Origin of the sequence: Microbispora sp. H10885, assembly GCF_014161415.1 — a bacterium.
GTDB classification, from domain to species: domain Bacteria; phylum Actinomycetota; class Actinomycetes; order Streptosporangiales; family Streptosporangiaceae; genus Microbispora; species Microbispora triticiradicis.
This window is the reverse complement of record NZ_JABBWY010000011.1, coordinates 250,813-268,815: the sequence shown is the minus strand read 5'-3', so window position 1 is coordinate 268,815 and position 18,003 is coordinate 250,813. Positions and strand designations below refer to the sequence as shown.

Annotated in this window: 13 protein-coding genes; 4 read left to right on the top strand and 9 right to left on the bottom strand. The window is 72.5% G+C overall.

The genetic code is table 11. From position 1 onward, the window contains the following. Positions 1 to 404: 404 nt before the first annotated feature. The gene (locus tag HHX37_RS28265; protein ID WP_182874953.1) at positions 405 to 1,820 is read right to left on the bottom strand and encodes a hypothetical protein; all 1,416 of its coding nucleotides are present in this window, start codon (positions 1,818 to 1,820) and stop codon (positions 405 to 407) included. Between the two features lie 394 nt (positions 1,821 to 2,214). Between HHX37_RS28265 and HHX37_RS28260 the strand changes: the two genes are divergently transcribed. After that, positions 2,215 to 3,645, top strand: a complete 1,431-nt coding sequence (locus tag HHX37_RS28260; RefSeq protein WP_220503221.1) for an MFS transporter — start codon at positions 2,215 to 2,217, stop codon at positions 3,643 to 3,645. Positions 3,646 to 3,941: 296 nt separating this feature from the next. Beyond that, a complete protein-coding gene (locus HHX37_RS37965; RefSeq protein WP_182887408.1) occupies positions 3,942 to 6,008 on the top strand; it encodes a cellulose binding domain-containing protein in 2,067 nt (688 codons plus the stop codon). A 61-nt stretch (positions 6,009 to 6,069) separates the two neighbouring features. Here HHX37_RS37965 and HHX37_RS28250 read toward each other — a convergent pair whose 3' ends face one another. The 8 genes from HHX37_RS28250 to HHX37_RS28215 form a co-directional block, all read right to left on the bottom strand. Continuing rightward, positions 6,070 to 6,846: a class I SAM-dependent methyltransferase gene (locus tag HHX37_RS28250; RefSeq protein WP_182883719.1), complete on the bottom strand. Its 777-nt coding sequence runs from the start codon at positions 6,844 to 6,846 to the stop codon at positions 6,070 to 6,072. A gap of 356 nt (positions 6,847 to 7,202) precedes the next feature. Then, complete coding sequence (locus tag HHX37_RS28245; protein ID WP_182883718.1) at positions 7,203 to 8,411, bottom strand: LLM class flavin-dependent oxidoreductase; 1,209 nt, start codon at positions 8,409 to 8,411, stop codon at positions 7,203 to 7,205. 43 nt (positions 8,412 to 8,454) lie between these two features. Next, positions 8,455 to 9,138, bottom strand: coding sequence for a class II aldolase/adducin family protein (locus HHX37_RS28240; protein ID WP_138461714.1), 684 nt, complete (start codon positions 9,136 to 9,138; stop codon positions 8,455 to 8,457). 25 nt (positions 9,139 to 9,163) lie between these two features. Further along, complete coding sequence (locus tag HHX37_RS28235) at positions 9,164 to 9,979, bottom strand: ABC transporter permease (RefSeq protein ID WP_182883716.1); 816 nt, start codon at positions 9,977 to 9,979, stop codon at positions 9,164 to 9,166. A 13-nt stretch (positions 9,980 to 9,992) separates the two neighbouring features. Beyond that, positions 9,993 to 10,838 carry an ABC transporter ATP-binding protein gene (locus HHX37_RS28230; protein ID WP_259406823.1) on the bottom strand — a complete coding sequence of 282 codons (846 nt, stop codon included), beginning with the start codon at positions 10,836 to 10,838 and terminating at the stop codon, positions 9,993 to 9,995. Between the two features lie 29 nt (positions 10,839 to 10,867). Continuing rightward, complete coding sequence (locus HHX37_RS28225; protein WP_182887407.1) at positions 10,868 to 11,965, bottom strand: ABC transporter substrate-binding protein; 1,098 nt, start codon at positions 11,963 to 11,965, stop codon at positions 10,868 to 10,870. A gap of 16 nt (positions 11,966 to 11,981) precedes the next feature. After that, positions 11,982 to 13,040: an ABC transporter substrate-binding protein gene (locus HHX37_RS28220; protein ID WP_182883714.1), complete on the bottom strand. Its 1,059-nt coding sequence runs from the start codon at positions 13,038 to 13,040 to the stop codon at positions 11,982 to 11,984. Between the two features lie 165 nt (positions 13,041 to 13,205). Then, entirely contained in the window at positions 13,206 to 14,222 is a 1,017-nt protein-coding gene (locus HHX37_RS28215; protein WP_182887406.1) for a LacI family DNA-binding transcriptional regulator, read from the bottom strand. Between the two features lie 237 nt (positions 14,223 to 14,459). Between HHX37_RS28215 and HHX37_RS28210 the strand changes: the two genes are divergently transcribed. Beyond that, complete coding sequence (locus HHX37_RS28210; protein ID WP_182887405.1) at positions 14,460 to 16,451, top strand: glycoside hydrolase family 127 protein; 1,992 nt, start codon at positions 14,460 to 14,462, stop codon at positions 16,449 to 16,451. A 161-nt stretch (positions 16,452 to 16,612) separates the two neighbouring features. Next, positions 16,613 to 17,899 (top strand): sugar ABC transporter substrate-binding protein, encoded by a 1,287-nt coding sequence (locus HHX37_RS28205; protein WP_182887404.1) that lies wholly within the window; start codon positions 16,613 to 16,615, stop codon positions 17,897 to 17,899. Positions 17,900 to 18,003 lie beyond the last annotated feature (104 nt).

The following is an 18,003-nucleotide window of genomic DNA, read 5'->3' as shown; positions in this document are numbered from 1 at the left end:
AACCCGCAGGCGGAACACGAACATGTCGGCGACCCGGACGGCGGCGACGATCACGGCGAGGCGCACCGGCACCACGAACGGCGGCGGCGCCGGGGACCGCGACACCGGACCCTGCGCCGTCGGGGACTGCGCCGCCGGGAACAGGGGCGCCGGGGCCTGGGCGTCGGCCACGAAACCGAGCAGGCACCGCCGCCCGACGACCGAGCGGTCCGCGACCGCCCGCTGGAGGGCCCGCGCGACGTAACCGGCCTTGTACCGGAACTGGATGACCGCCCCTCGGGGCAGGGCCAGCGCCGTCAGGACGTCCTCGGCGTATCTCCGCCGCAGGTCGGACGAGAGCAGGAGCACCGAGGGCCGGGCGTCCGCTGGGCCCGCCGCCCTCGTCCGGAGGAGACCCGGGGCCCTCATCGCCGGGCCTCCGATCGCCCGTCGAGCGGATGGCCGTCGAGCAGGTGGTCGTCGAGCGCGAGGAACCGGGGCCACACCCGGTCCTTCGGCAGTTCGTCGAGGCCGAGCCTCGTCGTGGGCTCGTACCGCAGGCCCCGGTCGGCCAGCGCCCGGTGCTCGCCGAGGACGATCGGCTCCGGCACGCTCCTCGACTGGTCTCCGGTGAGATCGACGACGAGCCGCCGGGGGTCGTGGGACGGGCCGATCTCGACCCAGCAGTGGTGGCTCACGTCCTCGTCGTCGCGGCGGCCGACCCGCAGGCGGCCGTAGCAGTACGCGGGTTCGAGCAGCAGGCCGGCCCGCAACTCGCGGGCGAGCCAGACCGACGTCACGCCGCACTGCCCGCGCGGGTCTCCGTCGCCCGCCCGCTCCTCCTGGTAGCGCGGGTGGACCGTCCGGTCCGACCAGCAGGCCTCCAGCATCCGCCGGTAGCCGAGGAGCCGGGCCCGCCACTCGGGCGAGGCGAGGTCCGCCTGCCGGGGTCTCACGTGCTCACCGCCCGAGTGCGTGCGCCGCGGCACCGTGATCAGGCCGTCGAGCGCCCGGACGGTCCGCTTCGCCGCCGTGGTGACGCCGAGGATCATGAGGACGTTGCGCGGCGTGTCCAGAAGCTGCGGCACCGACCTCCCCGGCATCCGCCGCGTCTGGAAGAGCCCCGTCTCGTCGTACCGGTACGCCACGGGAGACAGCGCGACGGGGACGAACCCCGACGCCAGGAACGCGGCGCCGTCGAAGCCGAGCATCGGGTTGCAGGCGGTGACGACGTAGTCGCCGGCGTCCGCGAGCCTTATCTCCCTGACGGCGCGGGCGACGGTCAGGCTCATGAGGTTGGCCGGGATCCCGGCCAGTCCGTGCATCCTCGTCAGGACCAGCACCCGGCCGGGCTCCACCCGCAGCCCGTGCCCCGCCAGCGCCTCCATGACGTACTGCCGGTCGCACCGCGAGAAGGCCACGTACGTGAGCGGCATCGTCGCGCCCGGCAGGAACAGCCCGAACTGGAGGAGGGTGTCGGCCCGCTCGCTGTGCAGGTAGTGCAGGCGGGACTGGACGAGATGACCGACGCTGGGCCTGACCTTCCCGAAGCGCAGCCGGGTCCGGTACCCGTCGGTGAACGAGAGACTCAGGTCGCGGCGCACCTTCTCGACGTTCAGCAGGACGGAGGCGTGCGCCTGGTGCGCCGCGTCCTGCGCCGACTGCTCCACCTGCGCCGCCCGTACGACGGCCGGCAGCCGGATCTCCTCGTAGACCTTGTCCGGCGACCATCCGACGATCGCCGTTCTGCTCAGCCGCGGCAGGTGCAACCTCACCTGGATCTCCAGGGCCCGGAGATCCACCCCTGTCGTCTCGGCGTCGGCGCGGATGCGCGCCCGCATCACCTCCATGAAAGACTCGACATCCCGATCACGAAGCCCCTCTCCCCACGAAATCTCGCTTCGCGCTTTCTCCCTTCGCGGCGTACACGTGGTCTTGGGCACGTTTTCTCCCGCAATCCGCGAGAAGTTCTGTCAAGGACGCCGTCAAGGATAGAACCCGAATGGCCCCCTGTCAGGGCCGCGACCGATTCGGCATCACCTTTTAACGCACTCGCCGCAATTGCCGGGAACCGGTGCCGTGAATTCGTCATGGGACGATTTCCCGATAGGGCGGCCCGCCGCCCGGAGCAGCGACCGAGGGCCGCCGCCCGCGCCCGGGTTGTGTCGGTTCGAGTGCGTACGATCGGTGCCGGTCCGCCGGACGGTGGGCCGCACCGACAGAAGGGGGCCGCCGGTGAGCGGGGCGGGGTTCCAGACGCGCAGGATCGGGCTCCTCGTCACCGGCAACCTGCTCGGCGGCATCGGGGTCGCGGGTGGATTCGCGGTCGGCGGACTGCTGGTCGAACGGCTGGGCGGCACCTCGTTCGCGGGGCTCGGTCAGGGCGCGAGCGTGCTCGGCTCGGCGGTCGCGGCGGTCCCGCTGGCCGCTCTGGCGGCCAGGTACGGACGGCGCAGGTCACTCGCGGTGGGATACGCGCTGGCGATGGCCGGCGCCGTGCTGATCATCACCGCGGCGGTGGTCGCGCAGGTCCTCGTCCTGCTGGCCGGGCTCGCCCTCTTCGGCGTCGCCCAGGCGGTGAACCTGCAGACCCGGTACGCCGCGGCGGACGGCGCGCCCGCCGCCACCAGGGCGCGGCTGATGTCGCTGGTGATCTGGGCGACCACGATCGGCTCGGTGGCGGGGCCCAACCTGAGCGAGCCGGGCGAGCGCACCGGCCGCCTGCTGGGCCTGCCCGCCCTGACCGGGCCGTACCTGTTCGCGGTCCTGTCCTTCGCGCTGGCGGCCGTGGCCGCGCTGTTCCTGCCGCGCGCGGCCCGCGCCCCCGTCCCGGCGGCCGGCACAGCGGCCGGCACAGCGACCGGCACAGCGGCCAGCACCGCGCCGGCCGGAGCGGGTGATCCCACGGACGCGGACGGTGCATCCCCCGGCGCGTCTCCCGGCGGATCCCCGGGCACGTCTCCCGGCGCTTCTCCCGGTGCTTCTCCGGGCACGTCTCCGGGCGGGGCGCGCGCCGCGCTGGGCTGGGCCCTGCGGCATCCGGCGGCCCGGCTCGGCGTGGTGCTGATCGCGGTGGCGCACGCGGTGATGGTCATGGTCATGGTCATGACCCCGCTGCACATGCAGCACCACGGCATGTCGCTGCGGCTGGTGGGCGTGGTGATCTCCCTGCACGTGCTGGGGATGTACGCGCTCAGCCCGCTCTTCGGATGGCTGGCCGACCGGTTCGGCCCGGTCCGCGTCGCCCTCGCCGGTCTCGCGATGCTGGCGGTGTCCGTGGTCCTCGGTTTCTCGGCCGCCGCCCTGCAGGCCGGGAGCGTGCTCACCGCGACCGCGCTCACCGTGCTCGGCCTGGGCTGGTCGGCGTCGATGCTCTCCGCGTCGGTCCTGCTGGCGAACGCCGCACCGGACCGGTTGCGGATCCCGTTGCAGGGCGCCACCGACGCCGGCATGAGCTACGCGGGGGCGGTGGCGGCCGCGCTGGCGGGCCCGATCCTCGCCGCCGGTGGGTTCCAGGCGGTCAACATCGCCGCCGCGGTCATCATGCTGCCGGCCGTGGCCGCCGCGGCGGCCGTCCTGCGGGCCCGCCGAGAGGGAGGGCACGGCGAGGGAGGACTCGGGGTGACCGGCCCACGGGACGCCGCGCCCGCCGCCGAGCGGGGCTGAACGAATCACGGCCGTGCCCGGCGCCGGCCCCCGCCGACCGCCGCCGACCGCGGCCGAGCGGAGCTGAACGAATCACGGCCGTGCCCGCCGCCGGCCCCCCGCCGACCGCGGCCGAGCGGGGCTGAACGAATCATGGCCGTGACCGGCGCCGGACACCGCTGATCGGCGCTGATCGGCGCCGGCCCCGGGGACGGCGCCGGACGGGCGGGCGCCGGGCTTGACTAAACGATCACAGCGCTCGATCGTCGGAGCCTGGTGACACTGAAAGCACCCCTCCCCGCATACCGGAGTACTACATGCGAAGAGCCCTGGCCGTTCCGCTCGCCGCGCTCGTGGCCGCGCCCCTGCTCGCCGCCGCGGCCCCCGCCCAGAGCTCTCCGCCGCCGCCCGCCCCACCGGTGCGGGGCGACGCCGTCACGGTCACGGTCAACGCGAACGCCGGGCTCGGCGCCGTCCACGAGGCGGCGTACGGCGCCAACGCCGCCATCTGGGACGCGCACATGAACGACCCGGAGGTGGCGCGGCTGTACCGGCGGGCGGGCATCGCCGCGGTGCGCTACCCGGGCGGCTCGTACGGCGACCTCTATCACTGGAAGACCCACACGGCGCCGGGCGGGACCGTGGCGCCCGGCACGGACTTCGACGCGTTCATGCGCACGGTCAGGGCCGCCGGCGCCCAGCCGGTGGTGATCGCCAACTACGGGACCGGGACCCCGGAGGAGGCGGCCGGCTGGGTCCGGTACGCCAACGTCACCAAGAAGTACGGCGTGAAGTACTGGGAGATCGGCAACGAGCTCTACGGCAACGGCCACTACGGCGCCACCTGGGAGTCCGACGACCACCCGGACAAGAGCCCCGCCGCGTACGCCCGCAACGCGCTCGACTACGTCCGCGCGATGAAGGCCGTCGATCCCGCCATAAAGGTCGGGGCGGTGCTCACCATCCCCGGAAGCTGGCCGGACGGCGTGGTGGCCGCGGGCGACTCGGCGAACTGGAACCACACCGTCATCCCGGTGCTGGCCCCTGAGGTCGACTTCTTCACCGTGCACTGGTACCCGGGCACGAGCATCCCGGACACGACCGGCGACGTCACCACGTTGCTGGCCTCCCCGCCGAGGCTCGCCGAGATGCTGGCCCAGGTGCGGGCCGACGTCGCCGCCCTGGGCGGCCGCGACGTGCCGCTCGCGCTGACCGAGGTCGCCTCCAACATCGGGCGCAACGTGCACGCGGCCGGGCTGTTCGCCGCCGACGCCTACCTGACCGCGCTGGAGAACGGCGTCTTCACCGTGGACTGGTTCGACACCCACAACACGGTCGAGAAGGTCAGCACGATCGACGGCGAGACCGACTTCCAGGACATCGGCTTCCTGTCGCTCGGCCAGTGCGCCGACGGCGTCTGCGAGCCCCCCGTCAACACGCCGTTCCCCTCCTACCACGGCATCGAGATCCTCGGCACCGCCGCCCGCCCCGGCGACGACCTGATCAGGGCGGCCTCCGACCAGCCGAAGGTGGCCGTGCACGCCGTACGGCGGGCCGGCGGCGACCTGTCCGTCGTGCTGATCAACAAGGATCCGGCCACCGCCTATCCCGTGCGGTTCCGGTACGACGGGTTCACCCCCTCGGGGCGGACCCCCGTGACGTACGCCTTCACTCGCGGGGCCGACTCGATCGTCCGGGCGGAGCAGGGCGGCCCGTACACGACGACGCTGCCGCCGTACTCGGTGACGACGATGACGCTGAGCGCGGCGAAGGGCCCGAAGCCCGCGCCGGCCCCGGGGACGCCTGCGGCGCGCGGCACCGCGGACGGCGTCACCGTGAGCTGGCCCGCCGCCGGGGGACCGCGGGCGGACCGGTACGAGGTGTACCGCCAGGTGGGCACGGAGACCACGCTGCTGGGCACGGCCCGGGACACCTCGCTGACGCTGCGCGGTCTTGAGCCCGGCGCCGCCTACACGGTCAACGTGCTGGCCCGGGACCGGGCCGGACGGCTGTCGCGGCCCTCCGCCCCGGTGACCTTCACCGCTCCCACGCCTCCGGACAGCGCCTGCGCGGTCCGTTACCGGGTGACCCAGGGCTGGGGCCGCGGCTTCGTCGCCACGGTCACCGTCACCAACCGCGGCGCGGCCGACGTGTCCGGCTGGACGCTGGCGTTCCGCTTCCCGGTGGCCGGGGAACGCGTCAGCAGCGGGTCGGGCGGCACGTGGACGTCGGAGGGTCAGGACGTGCGGGTCGTCCCCGGTGAACAGAACGGGACGATCCCCGCGGGCGGCTCGGTCTCCGTCGGCTTCGTCGGCGCGAACGAGGGGGCGTATCCGTCCCCCACGGTCTTCCGCCTGAACGGCGCCGTCTGCACGACGCTGTAGTCGTCCCCACTGTTGGCGTCCCACTGAGGGCGTCCCCACTGGACTCGTCAGGGGGACGCCCTCAGTGGGTCACGCGCAGCTTGGACTGCTTGTGCCGGGACCGCTCCCAGTCGTCCATGAACCTGGCCTTCAGGCCGTACCGCTCGGCGAGCCGCACCAGCGTCTCGGTGCGGTAGTAGAAGTCCTCGCGCAGCACGTGGTGCTCGGCCTTCTCCGTACGGTCGAAGGTGAAGTCGAAGAAGCCGTCGGGGTGCAGGACGCGCCCGACGTGCCGCAGGCACTCGTCGATCACCTCGATCGGACTGTGGGAGAAGACGCTGTGCGCGTGGACCACGGTGAAGTGCGCGTCGGGGAGGAAGCCGAAGGTCAGGTCGTTCACCAGGGTCAGGTGCGGCAGCCGCGACTGCAGCCCGCGCTGCGCGACCGTGTCCGCGGCGGCCAGCAGGATCTCCGGCGAGATGTCGATGCCGTGGTAGTGGCCCGGCTCCAGGTGGTCGATCAGCCGCCACCCCAGGCGCAGGTTGCCGCAGCCGATGTCGAGCACGCGGTCGCGCGGCGTCAGCCCGTGCCGGACCAGGTAGTCGAACTGCAGCTTTCCGATCCGCAACCAGCTCTCCCTGCCGTGACTGCCGATCGCGGCGTCCGCGTTCATCTCCGCGATGTCGGCCCGCATCACCTCCCGGTAGTACGAGACGTGGTCGGCGGTCGTCAGCCGCAGCCGCGTGTCGCGGGTCACCCGCCGCAGATGCGGCCAGACCTTTCCGGGATGACGCAGAGCGTAGGCCACCTGGTAGCTGAGACGTGACCGCGGCCTTTTCACGTATGGCTGTCGCTGCATGCCCCAACGGTAGGCGCGCGGCAGGCGAGGTCATTCGGTTTCACGTACGGCATCAAGGAAATTTTGCCCGGAAGAATTTCGCGGCCGCGGCGGGATTCCCGGACATCTCGAATGACGGCGCGCCGCATTTTGGGCGAAACGCGGCGAATTCTTGCCCTCGATGCCGCTGAGGGTTGAATTCCGCCGTGAGAGGCTTTCTCACAAGCGCCCGCCTCGCCGGGCGCGACCCCGCGGCCCATCGCCAACAAAGCCGCCCGGTGTTGTGATGGCGAAAAACCGCATGAAGCCCGCCCTCCTCGTTCTTCGCGACGAGGAGGGCGGTGCCGCGTACGGACGGTTCCGGGAAGTTCCGGGGTTCAGCCGGCGGCGACCAGCGGCGAACCCGGCTGTGACGCACCTGACGGCGACGGCCCGGCGGGCTTGGGCCTCGTGTACCCCGCGGGCCGCAGCGCTCCGGGGTCGTCGTGCGTCACCGGCAGCAACGGCATCACCTGGGTGCCGAACCGGTAGGTCTCCTCCAGCAGCGGGTTGCCCGAGACGATGAACGAGTCGATCCCCAGGGCGTGGTACTCGCGGATCCGGGCGGCGACCGACTCGGGGCTGCCGACCAGCGCCAGCCCGGGACCTCCCCGGATCAGGCCGAAGCCGGACCAGACGTTCGGGTAGACCTCCAGGTCCCTCGCGAAGCGGGGTTTGACGCCCTTGTGGAACGACAGTTGACGCGCCTGCCCGACCGACTCCTGCCGCCCGGACTCCGCCTGCACCCGCGCGACGACGTCGTCGTCCAGGTGGTCGAGCATGTCCTGCGCGGCGGCCCACGCCTCCTCGTCGGTGTCCCGGACGATGAGGTTGAGGCGGATGCCGAAGCGGAGGCTCCGGCCGTGCCGCGCCGCGCGGGCGCGGACGTCCGCGATCAGTTCGGCGGTCTCGGCGGGCGGCTCGCCCCAGGTCAGGTAGTTGTCGATGTGCTTGGCGGCGACGTCGCGGGCGATCGGCGAGGCGCCGCCGAACCACAGCGGCGGGTACGGCTGCTGGAGGGACAGGAACGCCGCCTCGGCTCCGCGGATCTTGAGGTGCTTACCGTCGAAGTCGACCCGTTCCCCGCGCATGAGCGCCCGGTAGACGGTGAGGAACTCGTCGGTGTGCTCGTACCGCTCCTCGTGCTTGAGGTGCACGCCGGCGGCCTCCAGCCCGGTGTGGCCGCTGACGACGTTCAGGACGACCCGGCCGCCGGAGTTCTGGTCGAGTGTCGTCGCGAGTTTGACCAGCGACGTCGGCGTGTAGACCGAGGGGTGTACGGCGATGACGAACTTCATCCGCCGGGTGGTCGGGACCAGCGAGGCCGCCGTGATCCAGGGGTCCATGCCGCTCGTCGGCTGGGTGGCCAGCAGCGCCCCGTAGAAGCCGTTGACGTCGATCGACTTCGCCCACGCCTGGACGTACTCGAAGTCGACTCTGCGCCTCCAGGCCGGGTCCCAGGGATAGCGGCCGTCGCCCGCGATCAGGTACCAGAGGATCTCCAGGCGGCGCTCGGGGAGCGGCGGGAGGGAGCCGGGGTCGGTCATGAGTTCGCTCCTGCTGTCGTGCTCCGGCTCATCGTGTTCCGGCTCATCGGACGATCGGCTTCGAGCCGCCCAGGGGTGCGGCGAGGATCTCCAGGGCCGCCGCCTCCTCGATCGTGGCGACCAGCCGCGCCGTGCTCAGCGGGCCGTCGTCGAAGGCGAGCAGCCCGTGGTTGGCCAGCAGCACGGCCCTGGTGTCCGGGTGTTGTTCCAGGAGCGCGGTGATCGAGGCGCCGAGATCTCCGTTGTTGCGCGCGCGGTACGGCGCGCAGGGGATCTCCACCGTCTGCCCGCGGTTGACCAGCGGCTCGTAGTTCGGCGGAATGGGCCGGTGCGCCAGGGCGAACGCGGTGGCGTGGAGCGAGTGCGTGTGGATGACCGCGTGCACGCCGGGACGGGCGTAGGCCAGGGTGTGCATCTGGAGGACCTGCCGCACGCCGGGGCCGAGCCTCCCGGCGACCAGGTCGCCGTCCAGCGTCACCACGCCGAAATCCTGCTCGGAGATGTCGGCGGGCAGCCCCTTGGCGTTGATCAGCACATGTCCCGGGGAGCCCGGGAGCCGGACGCTGGCGTTGGCCGAGTAGGGGTTCCGCAGCGCGCCCAGCTGGTGCAGCAGGTGCACGGCCTTGATGAGGTCGGCGCGCACGGCCGCGTCGGCGCCGGTCAGCACGACCTCTCCGGCGGTGAGCCAGCCGTCCTCCCGGACGGGGCTCGTCAGTGTCGACGTCATTGGTCTTCTTTCTTTCTCGTGGATCTCAGTCCTGGGCGCGGGTGGCGCCGAAGTGCCAGTGCAGGATCCGTCTCTCGACGAACAGGAACGCGAAGTTGAGGAGGTAGCCGAGCATCGCGATCGTCACCGCGCCGACGATCAGGTCGGTCACCAGGAAGCTCTGCTGCTGGATCATCAGAAGGTGGCCGAGCCCGTCGTTTCCGGCGATCATCCCGACCACCACCGAGATGACCAGCGACGCGGCGAGGGCCGAACGGAGGCCGACGAAGATGGCCGGCGCGGCGGCCGGGATCACGACCTCGGCCATGGTCTGCCGCCAGGTCAGCCCGAAGGTGCGGGCGGTGTCCATCATCGTGCGCGGGGTGGAGCCCGCCCCCGAGTACGCGTTCAGCAGGATGTGGAAGAACGCGGCCAGCGCGACCACGCTGATCTTCATCGCGTCGTCGATGCCGAGGTAGAGGATGAGCAGCGGGATCACCGCCGAGATCGGCATCGGCCGCAGCAGTTCGAGCGGGGGTTCGACCAGCACGTAGACGAACCGCACGCGGGCCATGAGCACGCCGACGGCCACCGCCAGGACGGCGGCGACGGCGTACCCGATCAGCATCGTGCGCAGCGTCTGCAGGATCGCGGCCGGCAGCGGCCCGCCGAGGATCTCGCTCCACCATTTGGCGGCGACGTCGGTCACGGTGGCGTACCTGGGCGACGGATGGGTGGAGGCGTAGCGCTGCCAGGCGAGCAGGACGCCGGCGAAGACGAGCCAGCCGAAGAACCTGCTGCGCAGCGCGCGCGGCAGGCGACCCGCCCGCCGGGGCGTCGTCACGGTGGAGTCTGTGGCCATCGGCCGCGTCCTTTCAGTCCAGCACCAGGTTCAGCAGGTCGCGCCGGTGCCGGAGGAAGTCCGGCAGCTCCCGGGTGGTCACCTGCTCGCGCGGGCGGGGCAGGTCCGTGCGCACGTCCGCGAGCACGCCGTGGCCCTCCGGGTGCAGCACCACGACCCGGTCGGCGAGGTAGACGGCCTCGTCGATGTCGTGGGTGACGAACAGCACGGTCACCCCGGCCTCGGCCCAGGCACGCAGGATCACGTCCTGCAGCGTGGCCCGGCTCAGCGCGTCCACGCCGCTGAACGCCTCGTCCATCAGCAGCAGCCGGGGCCCGGCGGCCAGCGCCCGGGCGATGGCCGCCCGCTGCTGCATCCCGCCGGACAGCTCCCAGGGGTAGCGGTCGGCCGCGTGACCGAGGCCGACCAGGTCGAGGTAGTGCGCCACCAGCGCGTCGTGGTCCCCCGCCGGGGCCGCGTACGCGTGCCGCAGGCCGAACCGGACGTTGCCCGCCACGGTCTTCCACGGCAGCAGGGACTGCGCGTAGTCCTGGAAGACGCAGCGGGCCTGCCGCGGCGGCCCGTCGATCGGCTGCCCCGCCACCCGGATCTCCCCCGCCGACGCGGGGAGCAGCCCGCTGAGGAGCCGCAGCAGCGTGGACTTGCCGCAGCCGGAACGGCCGACCACGGCGACGAACTCCCCCGTGCCGACGCGCAGGGACAGGTCGCGCAGTGCGGTGACCTCGCGCCGCCGGCCGCGGTAGGTCATCCGGACGTCCTCGGCCTCCAGCAGGGGCGCGGGACGTCCGGCGCCGCCGGCCGGGGACGCGACCGATGCCGCCGATGCCGAGGATGTCACCGATGTCGTCGAAATCGCCATCCGAAGAGCTCCCAGCGTTCGTCGTGAGGTCAGGGATTGGCGGCCGTGGCGGTGGGCCACAGGTAGGGCGTGAGGTCGATCGCCTGCTTCAGCGCGCCGTACCGCGCGCCGATCTCGATCCACTTGTTCTCCGCCGCCACGTCGAACGGGCCGCGCAACTCGCCGCTGGTCGCCGCCGAGGCCTTCTGCAGGGCGCCCGGATACTTGGACTCCAGCTTGCCGACGTCGGCGCCGCCGTACTTCACCAGCAGGGTGTTCTGCTCCAGCGGGGCGACCGACTGGAACGCGGTCACCCCCTGCCGGACGGCCCGCACGAAACGCTTGATCAGGTCGGGGTGGGCCTCGGCGTACGCGCGCTTGGCGCCGTAGCCGGAGGTCGCCGCGCCGTCCGGGACGCCGGAGTCGAACGCGCCGGCCACCGTCAGGCCGTACTGCGCCTGCCAGGCGGTGACGTACGCCCCGCTGGTGGCCGCCGCGTCGAGCGTGCCCTGGGCGACCAGCCCGCCGGAGGTGGTGCGGTCCTGCACCGTCGTGTACTTCGGCCCGTTCGGGTCGAGCCCCTGGTCCTCCAGCCACTTCTTTATCTGTACGGTGGTCAGCGCCTGCGCCGGGACGCCGAGCTTCCGGCCGGCCAGGTCCTTCGCGGAGGTGATGCCGCTGCCCGGCTTGGCCACGATGACGTTGACCGGCTGACCGGGCTTCAGTGCGTTGGCCGGATTGATGATCGTCAGCTTGAACCCCTGCTGGATGGCGGAGGTCCAGGCGAAGATGTCGGCCCAGGCGATGTCGATGGACCCGCCCTCGGTGGCCGCCACCAGAGCGGGACCGCCGCTGAGGGTCACGAGCTCGACCTTGATGCGCTCCTTGGCGAAGAACCCGTTCTCGATCGCGGAGTACACGCCGGGGGGCGATCCGGCGATGACGCCGACGCGTACTGTGTCGACTCCCTGTCCGGAGCCCTGCCCGGAGCCCTGCCCGGTCTCGGACGACGCCGCGGGACCGCCGCAGGCGGCCAGCAGCGCGCCGAGGGCGGCGACCGCCACCGGGAACAGGAGGCGGCGGACGGATGCACGTCCGGCGGGGCGGGCCGCGGAGCCGGGGCCGCCGGGCGTGGGTGTGCTGATCACTGCATGGCCTTTCGGGTCAGTCCCGCCGGGAGACGCGCTCGTACGCGAGCCGCAGCGGGTCGGGGTCGATCCAGGAGTCGAGGTCGAAGTCGGCGCTCAGGAAGCCGTGGCGCTGGAGGAACGCCTTCTGTGTCCGCAGCAGGTCGACGCGCTCGTCGTCCAGCGTGGGGTGCAGGGTGCGGTGGAACCCGTCGCGGTAGGCGAGGAGCACCCCGTCGGCGCCGGAGCCGGTCTCGGCGGCCAGCACCTGGCGAACGCCCTCCAGGTCGCCCGCCGCCCAGTCGGCCGCGCGCAGCGACTGGACCAGGAACTCGACCACGAGCTCGGGCCGCGACCGCAGCAGGTCCTCGTGCACGGTGATCGGCCGCGGGGTGCCGTTGTTCACCCTGGAGCGCCGCGCCGGCAGCGCGTCCAGGTCGATGCCGACCACGGCGCCGCGGAGGCGGGCCTCCTCCAGCGCCGCGGCGCCCTTGGCGTACACCGCGTCGACGCGGCCGGCGGCGAGCGCGTCCAGCTCGGGGAAGCGCGGCGCGGCCCGCTCGGCGCGGACACGCCCGGGAGGCACCACCGGGTCGAGCGGCAGCTCGACGAACTCGACGTCGTCGAGCGACAGGCCCGCGAGGCCGAGCGCGCCCTTGAACCCGTGCAGGGCCATGGCGCGGGCCATGCTGGTGTCCCTGGTCGCGGCCCAGCCGGGGACCGCGACCCGGGCGCCGCGCAGGGCGGCCGGCGAGTCGATCGCGGAGTCCCCGCGGACCACGATCGACTGTCCCTCGTCGATCCAGGTCAGCCCGATCAGGCGGGTCCTGGCGCCCTCGGCGCGGGCCGCGATGGCGGGGACGTTCCCCCCTTCGCGGATCAGGCCGACGAGGTCGTGGTCGTAGTGGTGCCTGGCGATCTCCAGGGGCGCGTCCTGCAGGACCCCGATGTCGACGCCCAGGTCCGCGTAGCGGCCGGCCAGCCAGCCGAGCGCGTGGGCGAGTCCGCTCGCCGTCGGGACCGGACAGCGGGTGAACCAGAGGGTGTCCACGGACTGGGCCGTGGACGGCAGGGTCGCGGGCGTGGTCGTGGGCATGGTGCGCCCCTTCCCGCACTGCGCGCCTCAGGGGCGGCAGGCATTTCCTAGTAACTCTGCCGGAATACTAGGTTGGAAGGGACGATCTAGGCAAGTCACCGCAAACAAGACACTGGAACGGGTGCGGCGGCGCGGCCGGGCGTTACGGCCGGGCGGCCGGACCGGTCACGAGAGCGGCACCGAGGTGGACTCCCGCACCACGAGCCGGCACGGGTGGGCGTGGCGGCCCGGGGAGGGGGAGCCGTTGATGGCCGCCAGCAGCATCTCGGCCGCCGAACGGCCGAGCCCTTCGAGGTTCAGGTCGATGCTGGTCAGCGGCGGCTGGCTGGCCTCGGTCATGACATCCCAGTTGTCGAAGCCGATGAGGGCGACGTCCTGGGGAACCCGGCGCCCGGCGGCCCGCAGCGCGTCGCAGACGCCCCGGGCGATCTGGTCGTTGCCGCAGAAGACGGCGTCGAACTCGGCCCGGCCGGCCAGGAGGATGCCGACGGCCTGACGTCCCCACACCTCGCTCCACCCGCCGAACAGCGGTGGAGCGACCAGGGACAGCCCGGCCTCGGTGAGCCGCTCCGTCGCCGCGGCCGCGCGCACCCGGGCGGAGTCGTGGTGCTCGGGTCCGGTGATGTGGGCGATCCGGGTGCGCCCGACGGCCAGGAGATGCTCGATCGCCTTGCGCGCGCCGCCCGCCTCGTCCGGGACCACCGAGCAGTCCTGGGGGTCGGAGGAGCTGATGAAGGCGTAGACCACGGGCACCGGCAGGTTGGCGCCGATGGGCGCCCGCGCCTCGGTGCGCCGGCCGGTCACGATCATGCCGTCGACCCGGCGGCTGAGGAGGGTCTTGACGTAGTACTGCTCGCGAATGGGGTCGTCGCGCCCGTCGCAGAGGAAGACCGACATCTCCCCGGCGCCCAACGCGTCCTCCGCGCCCATCAGCACGGGGATGCTGAACCGCCCGATCGTGTCGGTGGTGATCATGCCGACCGTGTAGGTGCGTCCCGAGTGCAGGCTCCGCGCACCCGCGTTGGCCTCGAACGCCAACTGCCTGGCCGCCTCGCGCACCCGCATCCGGGTCTCCTCGCGCAACGACCCGCGACCGTTGAGGGCCTTGGAGACCGTGCCGACCGACACCCCGGCGAGCGCCGCGACGTCGGCGATCGTGGCATGACGCTCCGACTTCCCCACGTTTCCCCCACTTTCCTTGCCGGTTGCCTAGGCCTCACTTTATAGGCCTCGCAATCGCCCGCAAGCTCACTGTAACAGCATGGAAACAGGCTATTGACGGTCCTGATCCAGGTTGGATACCGTGACGGCAATCGTTTTCCTTCTTTCCTAATTTTTTCCTGCTGCATGTTCCTCGCCGTAACCGGGACAGGTCCTCGGCGGCGTGACGGACGTCCCTGTCGCACGAAAGATTGAGGCATGACTCAGCAGAAGCTGTCAGACACACCCGCCGCTCCCGGCGTCCGCCCGATCCAGGCGCCGGCCCCCTCCGCACCCGACGGCGCCACGGGGCCGGTCGCTCCGGGGCCCGGGGCGGTCACCGCGCTGTGGCCGCTGGGTCCGGACCAGGTCCGTCTCGATCCGGACGGCCTGCTGGGGCGGTGGCAGCGGCGCAACGCCGCGGTCACGCTCCCGCACTGCGTGGACAACCTGCACGGCGCCGGGAACATCGGCAACCTTCGCGCCGCCGCGGGGGAGGCGGATGAGGCGTTCGCGGGCATGTGGTTCGCCGACTCCGACGTCCACAAGACCCTGGAGGCCGCCGCCTGGGAGCTCGGGCGCTCACCCGGCGACGCCGGGCTGCGGTCGTTCGTGGACGACACGGCCGCGTTGCTCGCCCGCGCCCAGCAGCCGGACGGCTACCTCAACTCCTACTTCACCGTCGCCGCGCCCGAGGACCGGTGGCGCAAGCCGGAGTGGAGCCACGAGCTGTACTGCGCCGGCCATCTCATCCAGGCCGCCGTGGCCGCCGCCAGGACCGGCGTGAGCCCCGGCCTGGTGGCCGTCGCCCGCCGTTTCGCCGACCTGCTGGTGGAGCGCTTCGGGCCGGGCGGCGCCGACGAGGTCTGCGGGCACCCGGAGATCGAGACAGCCCTGGCCGAGCTGTACCGGCTGACCGGGCACCGGCCCTACCTGGACCTGGCCCGCCGGTTCCTCGACCTGCGCGGACGGGGGCTGCTCGGGCCCGGCCGGTTCGGCCCCGTCTACTACCAGGACCACGTGCCCGTACGCGAGGCCACGGAGGTCGCCGGGCACTCCGTACGCCAGCTCTACCTCCTGGCCGGGATGGTCGACGTCGGCGTGGAGACCGGCGACCGCACACTGCTCGACGCCGCCGAGCGACTGTGGGAGGACGCCGTGCGCCGCCGCACCTACGTGACCGGGGCGCACGGGTCGCGCCACCGCGACGAGGCGTACGGCGATCCGTACGAACTGCCGCCGGACCGGGCGTACGCCGAGACCTGCGCGGCCATCGCGAGCTTCCAGTGGAACTGGCGGCTGCTGCTGGCGACCGGCCGCGCGCGGTACGCCGACGAGATGGAACGGGCGCTGTACAACGCGGTCGCCGTCGCCGTGTCCCACGACGGCAGGCACTTCTTCTACTCCAACCCCCTGCAGCTGCGCACGGGGCACACGGGCGCCGGAGAGGAGTCGGCGGCACGGCGGCTGCCCTGGTACACCTGCGCCTGCTGCCCGCCCAACATCGCCCGGCTGATGGCCTCCCTGCACGGCTACCTGGCCACCGCCCACGAGGACGGCCTGCAGATCCACCTGTACGCCTCGGGCAGCGTGGACACCGAGGTCGCGGGCTCCGCCGTACGGGTGGACATGCGCACCGAGTATCCCTGGCGGGGCCGGATCGAGCTGACCCTGGACGGCGCCGCGGCCGTCCCCTGGACCCTCGCGCTGCGCGTGCCGGAATGGTGCGAAGCGCACACCGTACGCATCGACGGCGGCCCGGTGATAGCCCCCGTCCGGGACGGCTACGTACGGCTCACCCGGGCCTGGGCGCCGGGCACGACCGTCGTCCTCGATCTGGAGATGCCGGTCCGGCAGGTGAGCGCGCATCCACGGGTGGACGCCGTACGCGGCTGCGTGGCGCTGGCCCGCGGGCCGCTCGTGTACTGCCTGGAGCAGGCCGACCTGCCGCCCGGCGCGGTCATGGAGGACGTGCGGCTGGACCCCGCGGCACCGGCCGTCGCGGACCGCCGGGAGGACCTGCCGGAGTTCCCGGTCGTCCTCACCGCCGGCGGCACGCTCGCCGACACCGGCGACGCGCTCTACACCGCCACGAGCGGACGGGGGCGACGTGGCACCCCCTTCACGCTCACGGCGGTGCCGTACTTCCTGTGGGGCAACCGGAGCGAGGGCCCGATGCGGGTCTGGATTCCGATCGCCGCCACGGGATGACCGCGCGGGCCGCGCCTGGCACGCGGCCCGCGAAAGCCGATGGGAACCGCCCGTGGCGCGCCTCGCCGGACTCGGGGCGGGTGGCCCCGCTTCACCTCCTGCTCTACCCCCCCCAGCGCAGAATGGGCGGCCGGACGCCGGCCGTCGAAAGGAAGAACGATATGGAAAGCCTCGACAGGGGCCGGCGCGCCACCGGCCTGGGCCTGGCGGCTCTCGCCCTCGCGGGCGGACTGACCGCGTGCTCCGGGTCGTCCGGTGGCGGTGACGGAGACACCTCCTCGGCGGGCGCGAGCCAGGCGGCCGCCGGGGGCGGGACCTACACGATCTGGGACCCGTACCCGCAGTTCGACGACTCCTCCGACTGGGTGAAGCTGCTCACCCAGTGCGGCACCCAGGCCGGCGTGACCGTCAAGCGGACCGGCTACGACACCACCGACCTGACCAACAAGGCGCTGCTCGCGGCGCAGCAGGGCAACTCGCCCGACGTGCTCATCGTGGACAACCCGGTCGTCTCGACGCTGGCCGAGGCGGGGGTGCTGACCTCGACGGACGAGACGAAGATCGACACCTCGGCCGTGTCGCCGAACCTGCTGGCGGCGGGCCAGCTCGGCGGCAAGACGTACGGCATCCCGATCGGGGCCAACACCCTCGCGCTGTACTACAACAAGGAGGTGCTGAAGAAGGCCGGGGTGGAGGCCGACGGCATCAAGGACTGGGCGTCGCTGACGGCGGCGCTGGAGAAGGTGAAGGCGGCCGGCAAGAAGGGGATCACGTTCTCGGCGATCGGCACCGAGGAGGGCAGCTTCCAGTTCCTGCCGTGGTTCTGGGGCTCGGGCGCGAACCTCACCAAGCTCGACTCCCCCCAGGGCGTGGCGGCGCTGTCGCTGTGGGCCGACTGGGTGAAGAAGGGGTACGCCCCCAACTCCGTCATCAACAACACCCAGACCACGAGCTGGCAGGAGTTCGCGACCGGCGACTTCGCCTTCGCCGAGAACGGCACCTGGCAGCTCGCCAACGCCAAGAAGGCCGGCTTCGACTACGGCATCATCCCGATCCCCGCCAAGGACGGCGGCACCGCCCCCGCGCCGACCGGCGGCGAGTTCGTCACGATCCCCGCGCAGAAGGACGCGGCCCGTTACGCGACGACGCAGCAGCTCGTGACCTGCCTGGCCAGCACGGACAACTCCCTCAACACCACGACCACGCTGTCGTACATCGCCCCGACGGAGGCGGTGCAGGCCAAGCAGGTCGAGCAGAACCCGGAGCTCAAGGTGTGGGTGGAGGCGGTCAAGGCCGCCAAGGGCCGCACCAGCGACAATCTCGGCACGAAGTACCCCAAGATCTCCGAGCCCATGTGGAAGGCGATGCAGGCCGCGCTGAGCGGATCGCAGCCGCCGCAGGAGGCGCTGACGGCCGCCCAGGGCACGGCGGCGAGCGCCACCCAGTAGGCACGCACTCAGCAGGCACGCAGTCAGCAGGCGCGCAGCAAGCAGGCACGGTGCGCGCGGGCCCCAGGAGCATCCACCCGCGCGCACGTCGCCGTCCCGCGGAC

What these genes read in the sequence shown, in the direction of transcription:
- HHX37_RS37965 (WP_182887408.1), top strand. Translation starts at nt 3,942, where the DNA reads ATGCGAAGAGCCCTGGCCGTTCCGCTCGCCGCGCTCGTGGCCGCGCCC.
- HHX37_RS28230 (WP_259406823.1), bottom strand. Translation starts at nt 10,838, where the DNA reads ATGGCGATTTCGACGACATCGGTGACATCCTCGGCATCGGCGGCATCG.
- HHX37_RS28265 (WP_182874953.1), bottom strand. Translation starts at nt 1,820, where the DNA reads ATGCGGGCGCGCATCCGCGCCGACGCCGAGACGACAGGGGTGGATCTC.
- HHX37_RS28205 (WP_182887404.1), top strand. Translation starts at nt 16,613, where the DNA reads ATGGAAAGCCTCGACAGGGGCCGGCGCGCCACCGGCCTGGGCCTGGCG.
- HHX37_RS28240 (WP_138461714.1), bottom strand. Translation starts at nt 9,138, where the DNA reads ATGACGTCGACACTGACGAGCCCCGTCCGGGAGGACGGCTGGCTCACC.
- HHX37_RS28250 (WP_182883719.1), bottom strand. Translation starts at nt 6,846, where the DNA reads ATGCAGCGACAGCCATACGTGAAAAGGCCGCGGTCACGTCTCAGCTAC.
- HHX37_RS28235 (WP_182883716.1), bottom strand. Translation starts at nt 9,979, where the DNA reads ATGGCCACAGACTCCACCGTGACGACGCCCCGGCGGGCGGGTCGCCTG.
- HHX37_RS28220 (WP_182883714.1), bottom strand. Translation starts at nt 13,040, where the DNA reads ATGCCCACGACCACGCCCGCGACCCTGCCGTCCACGGCCCAGTCCGTG.
- HHX37_RS28245 (WP_182883718.1), bottom strand. Translation starts at nt 8,411, where the DNA reads ATGACCGACCCCGGCTCCCTCCCGCCGCTCCCCGAGCGCCGCCTGGAG.
- HHX37_RS28210 (WP_182887405.1), top strand. Translation starts at nt 14,460, where the DNA reads ATGACTCAGCAGAAGCTGTCAGACACACCCGCCGCTCCCGGCGTCCGC.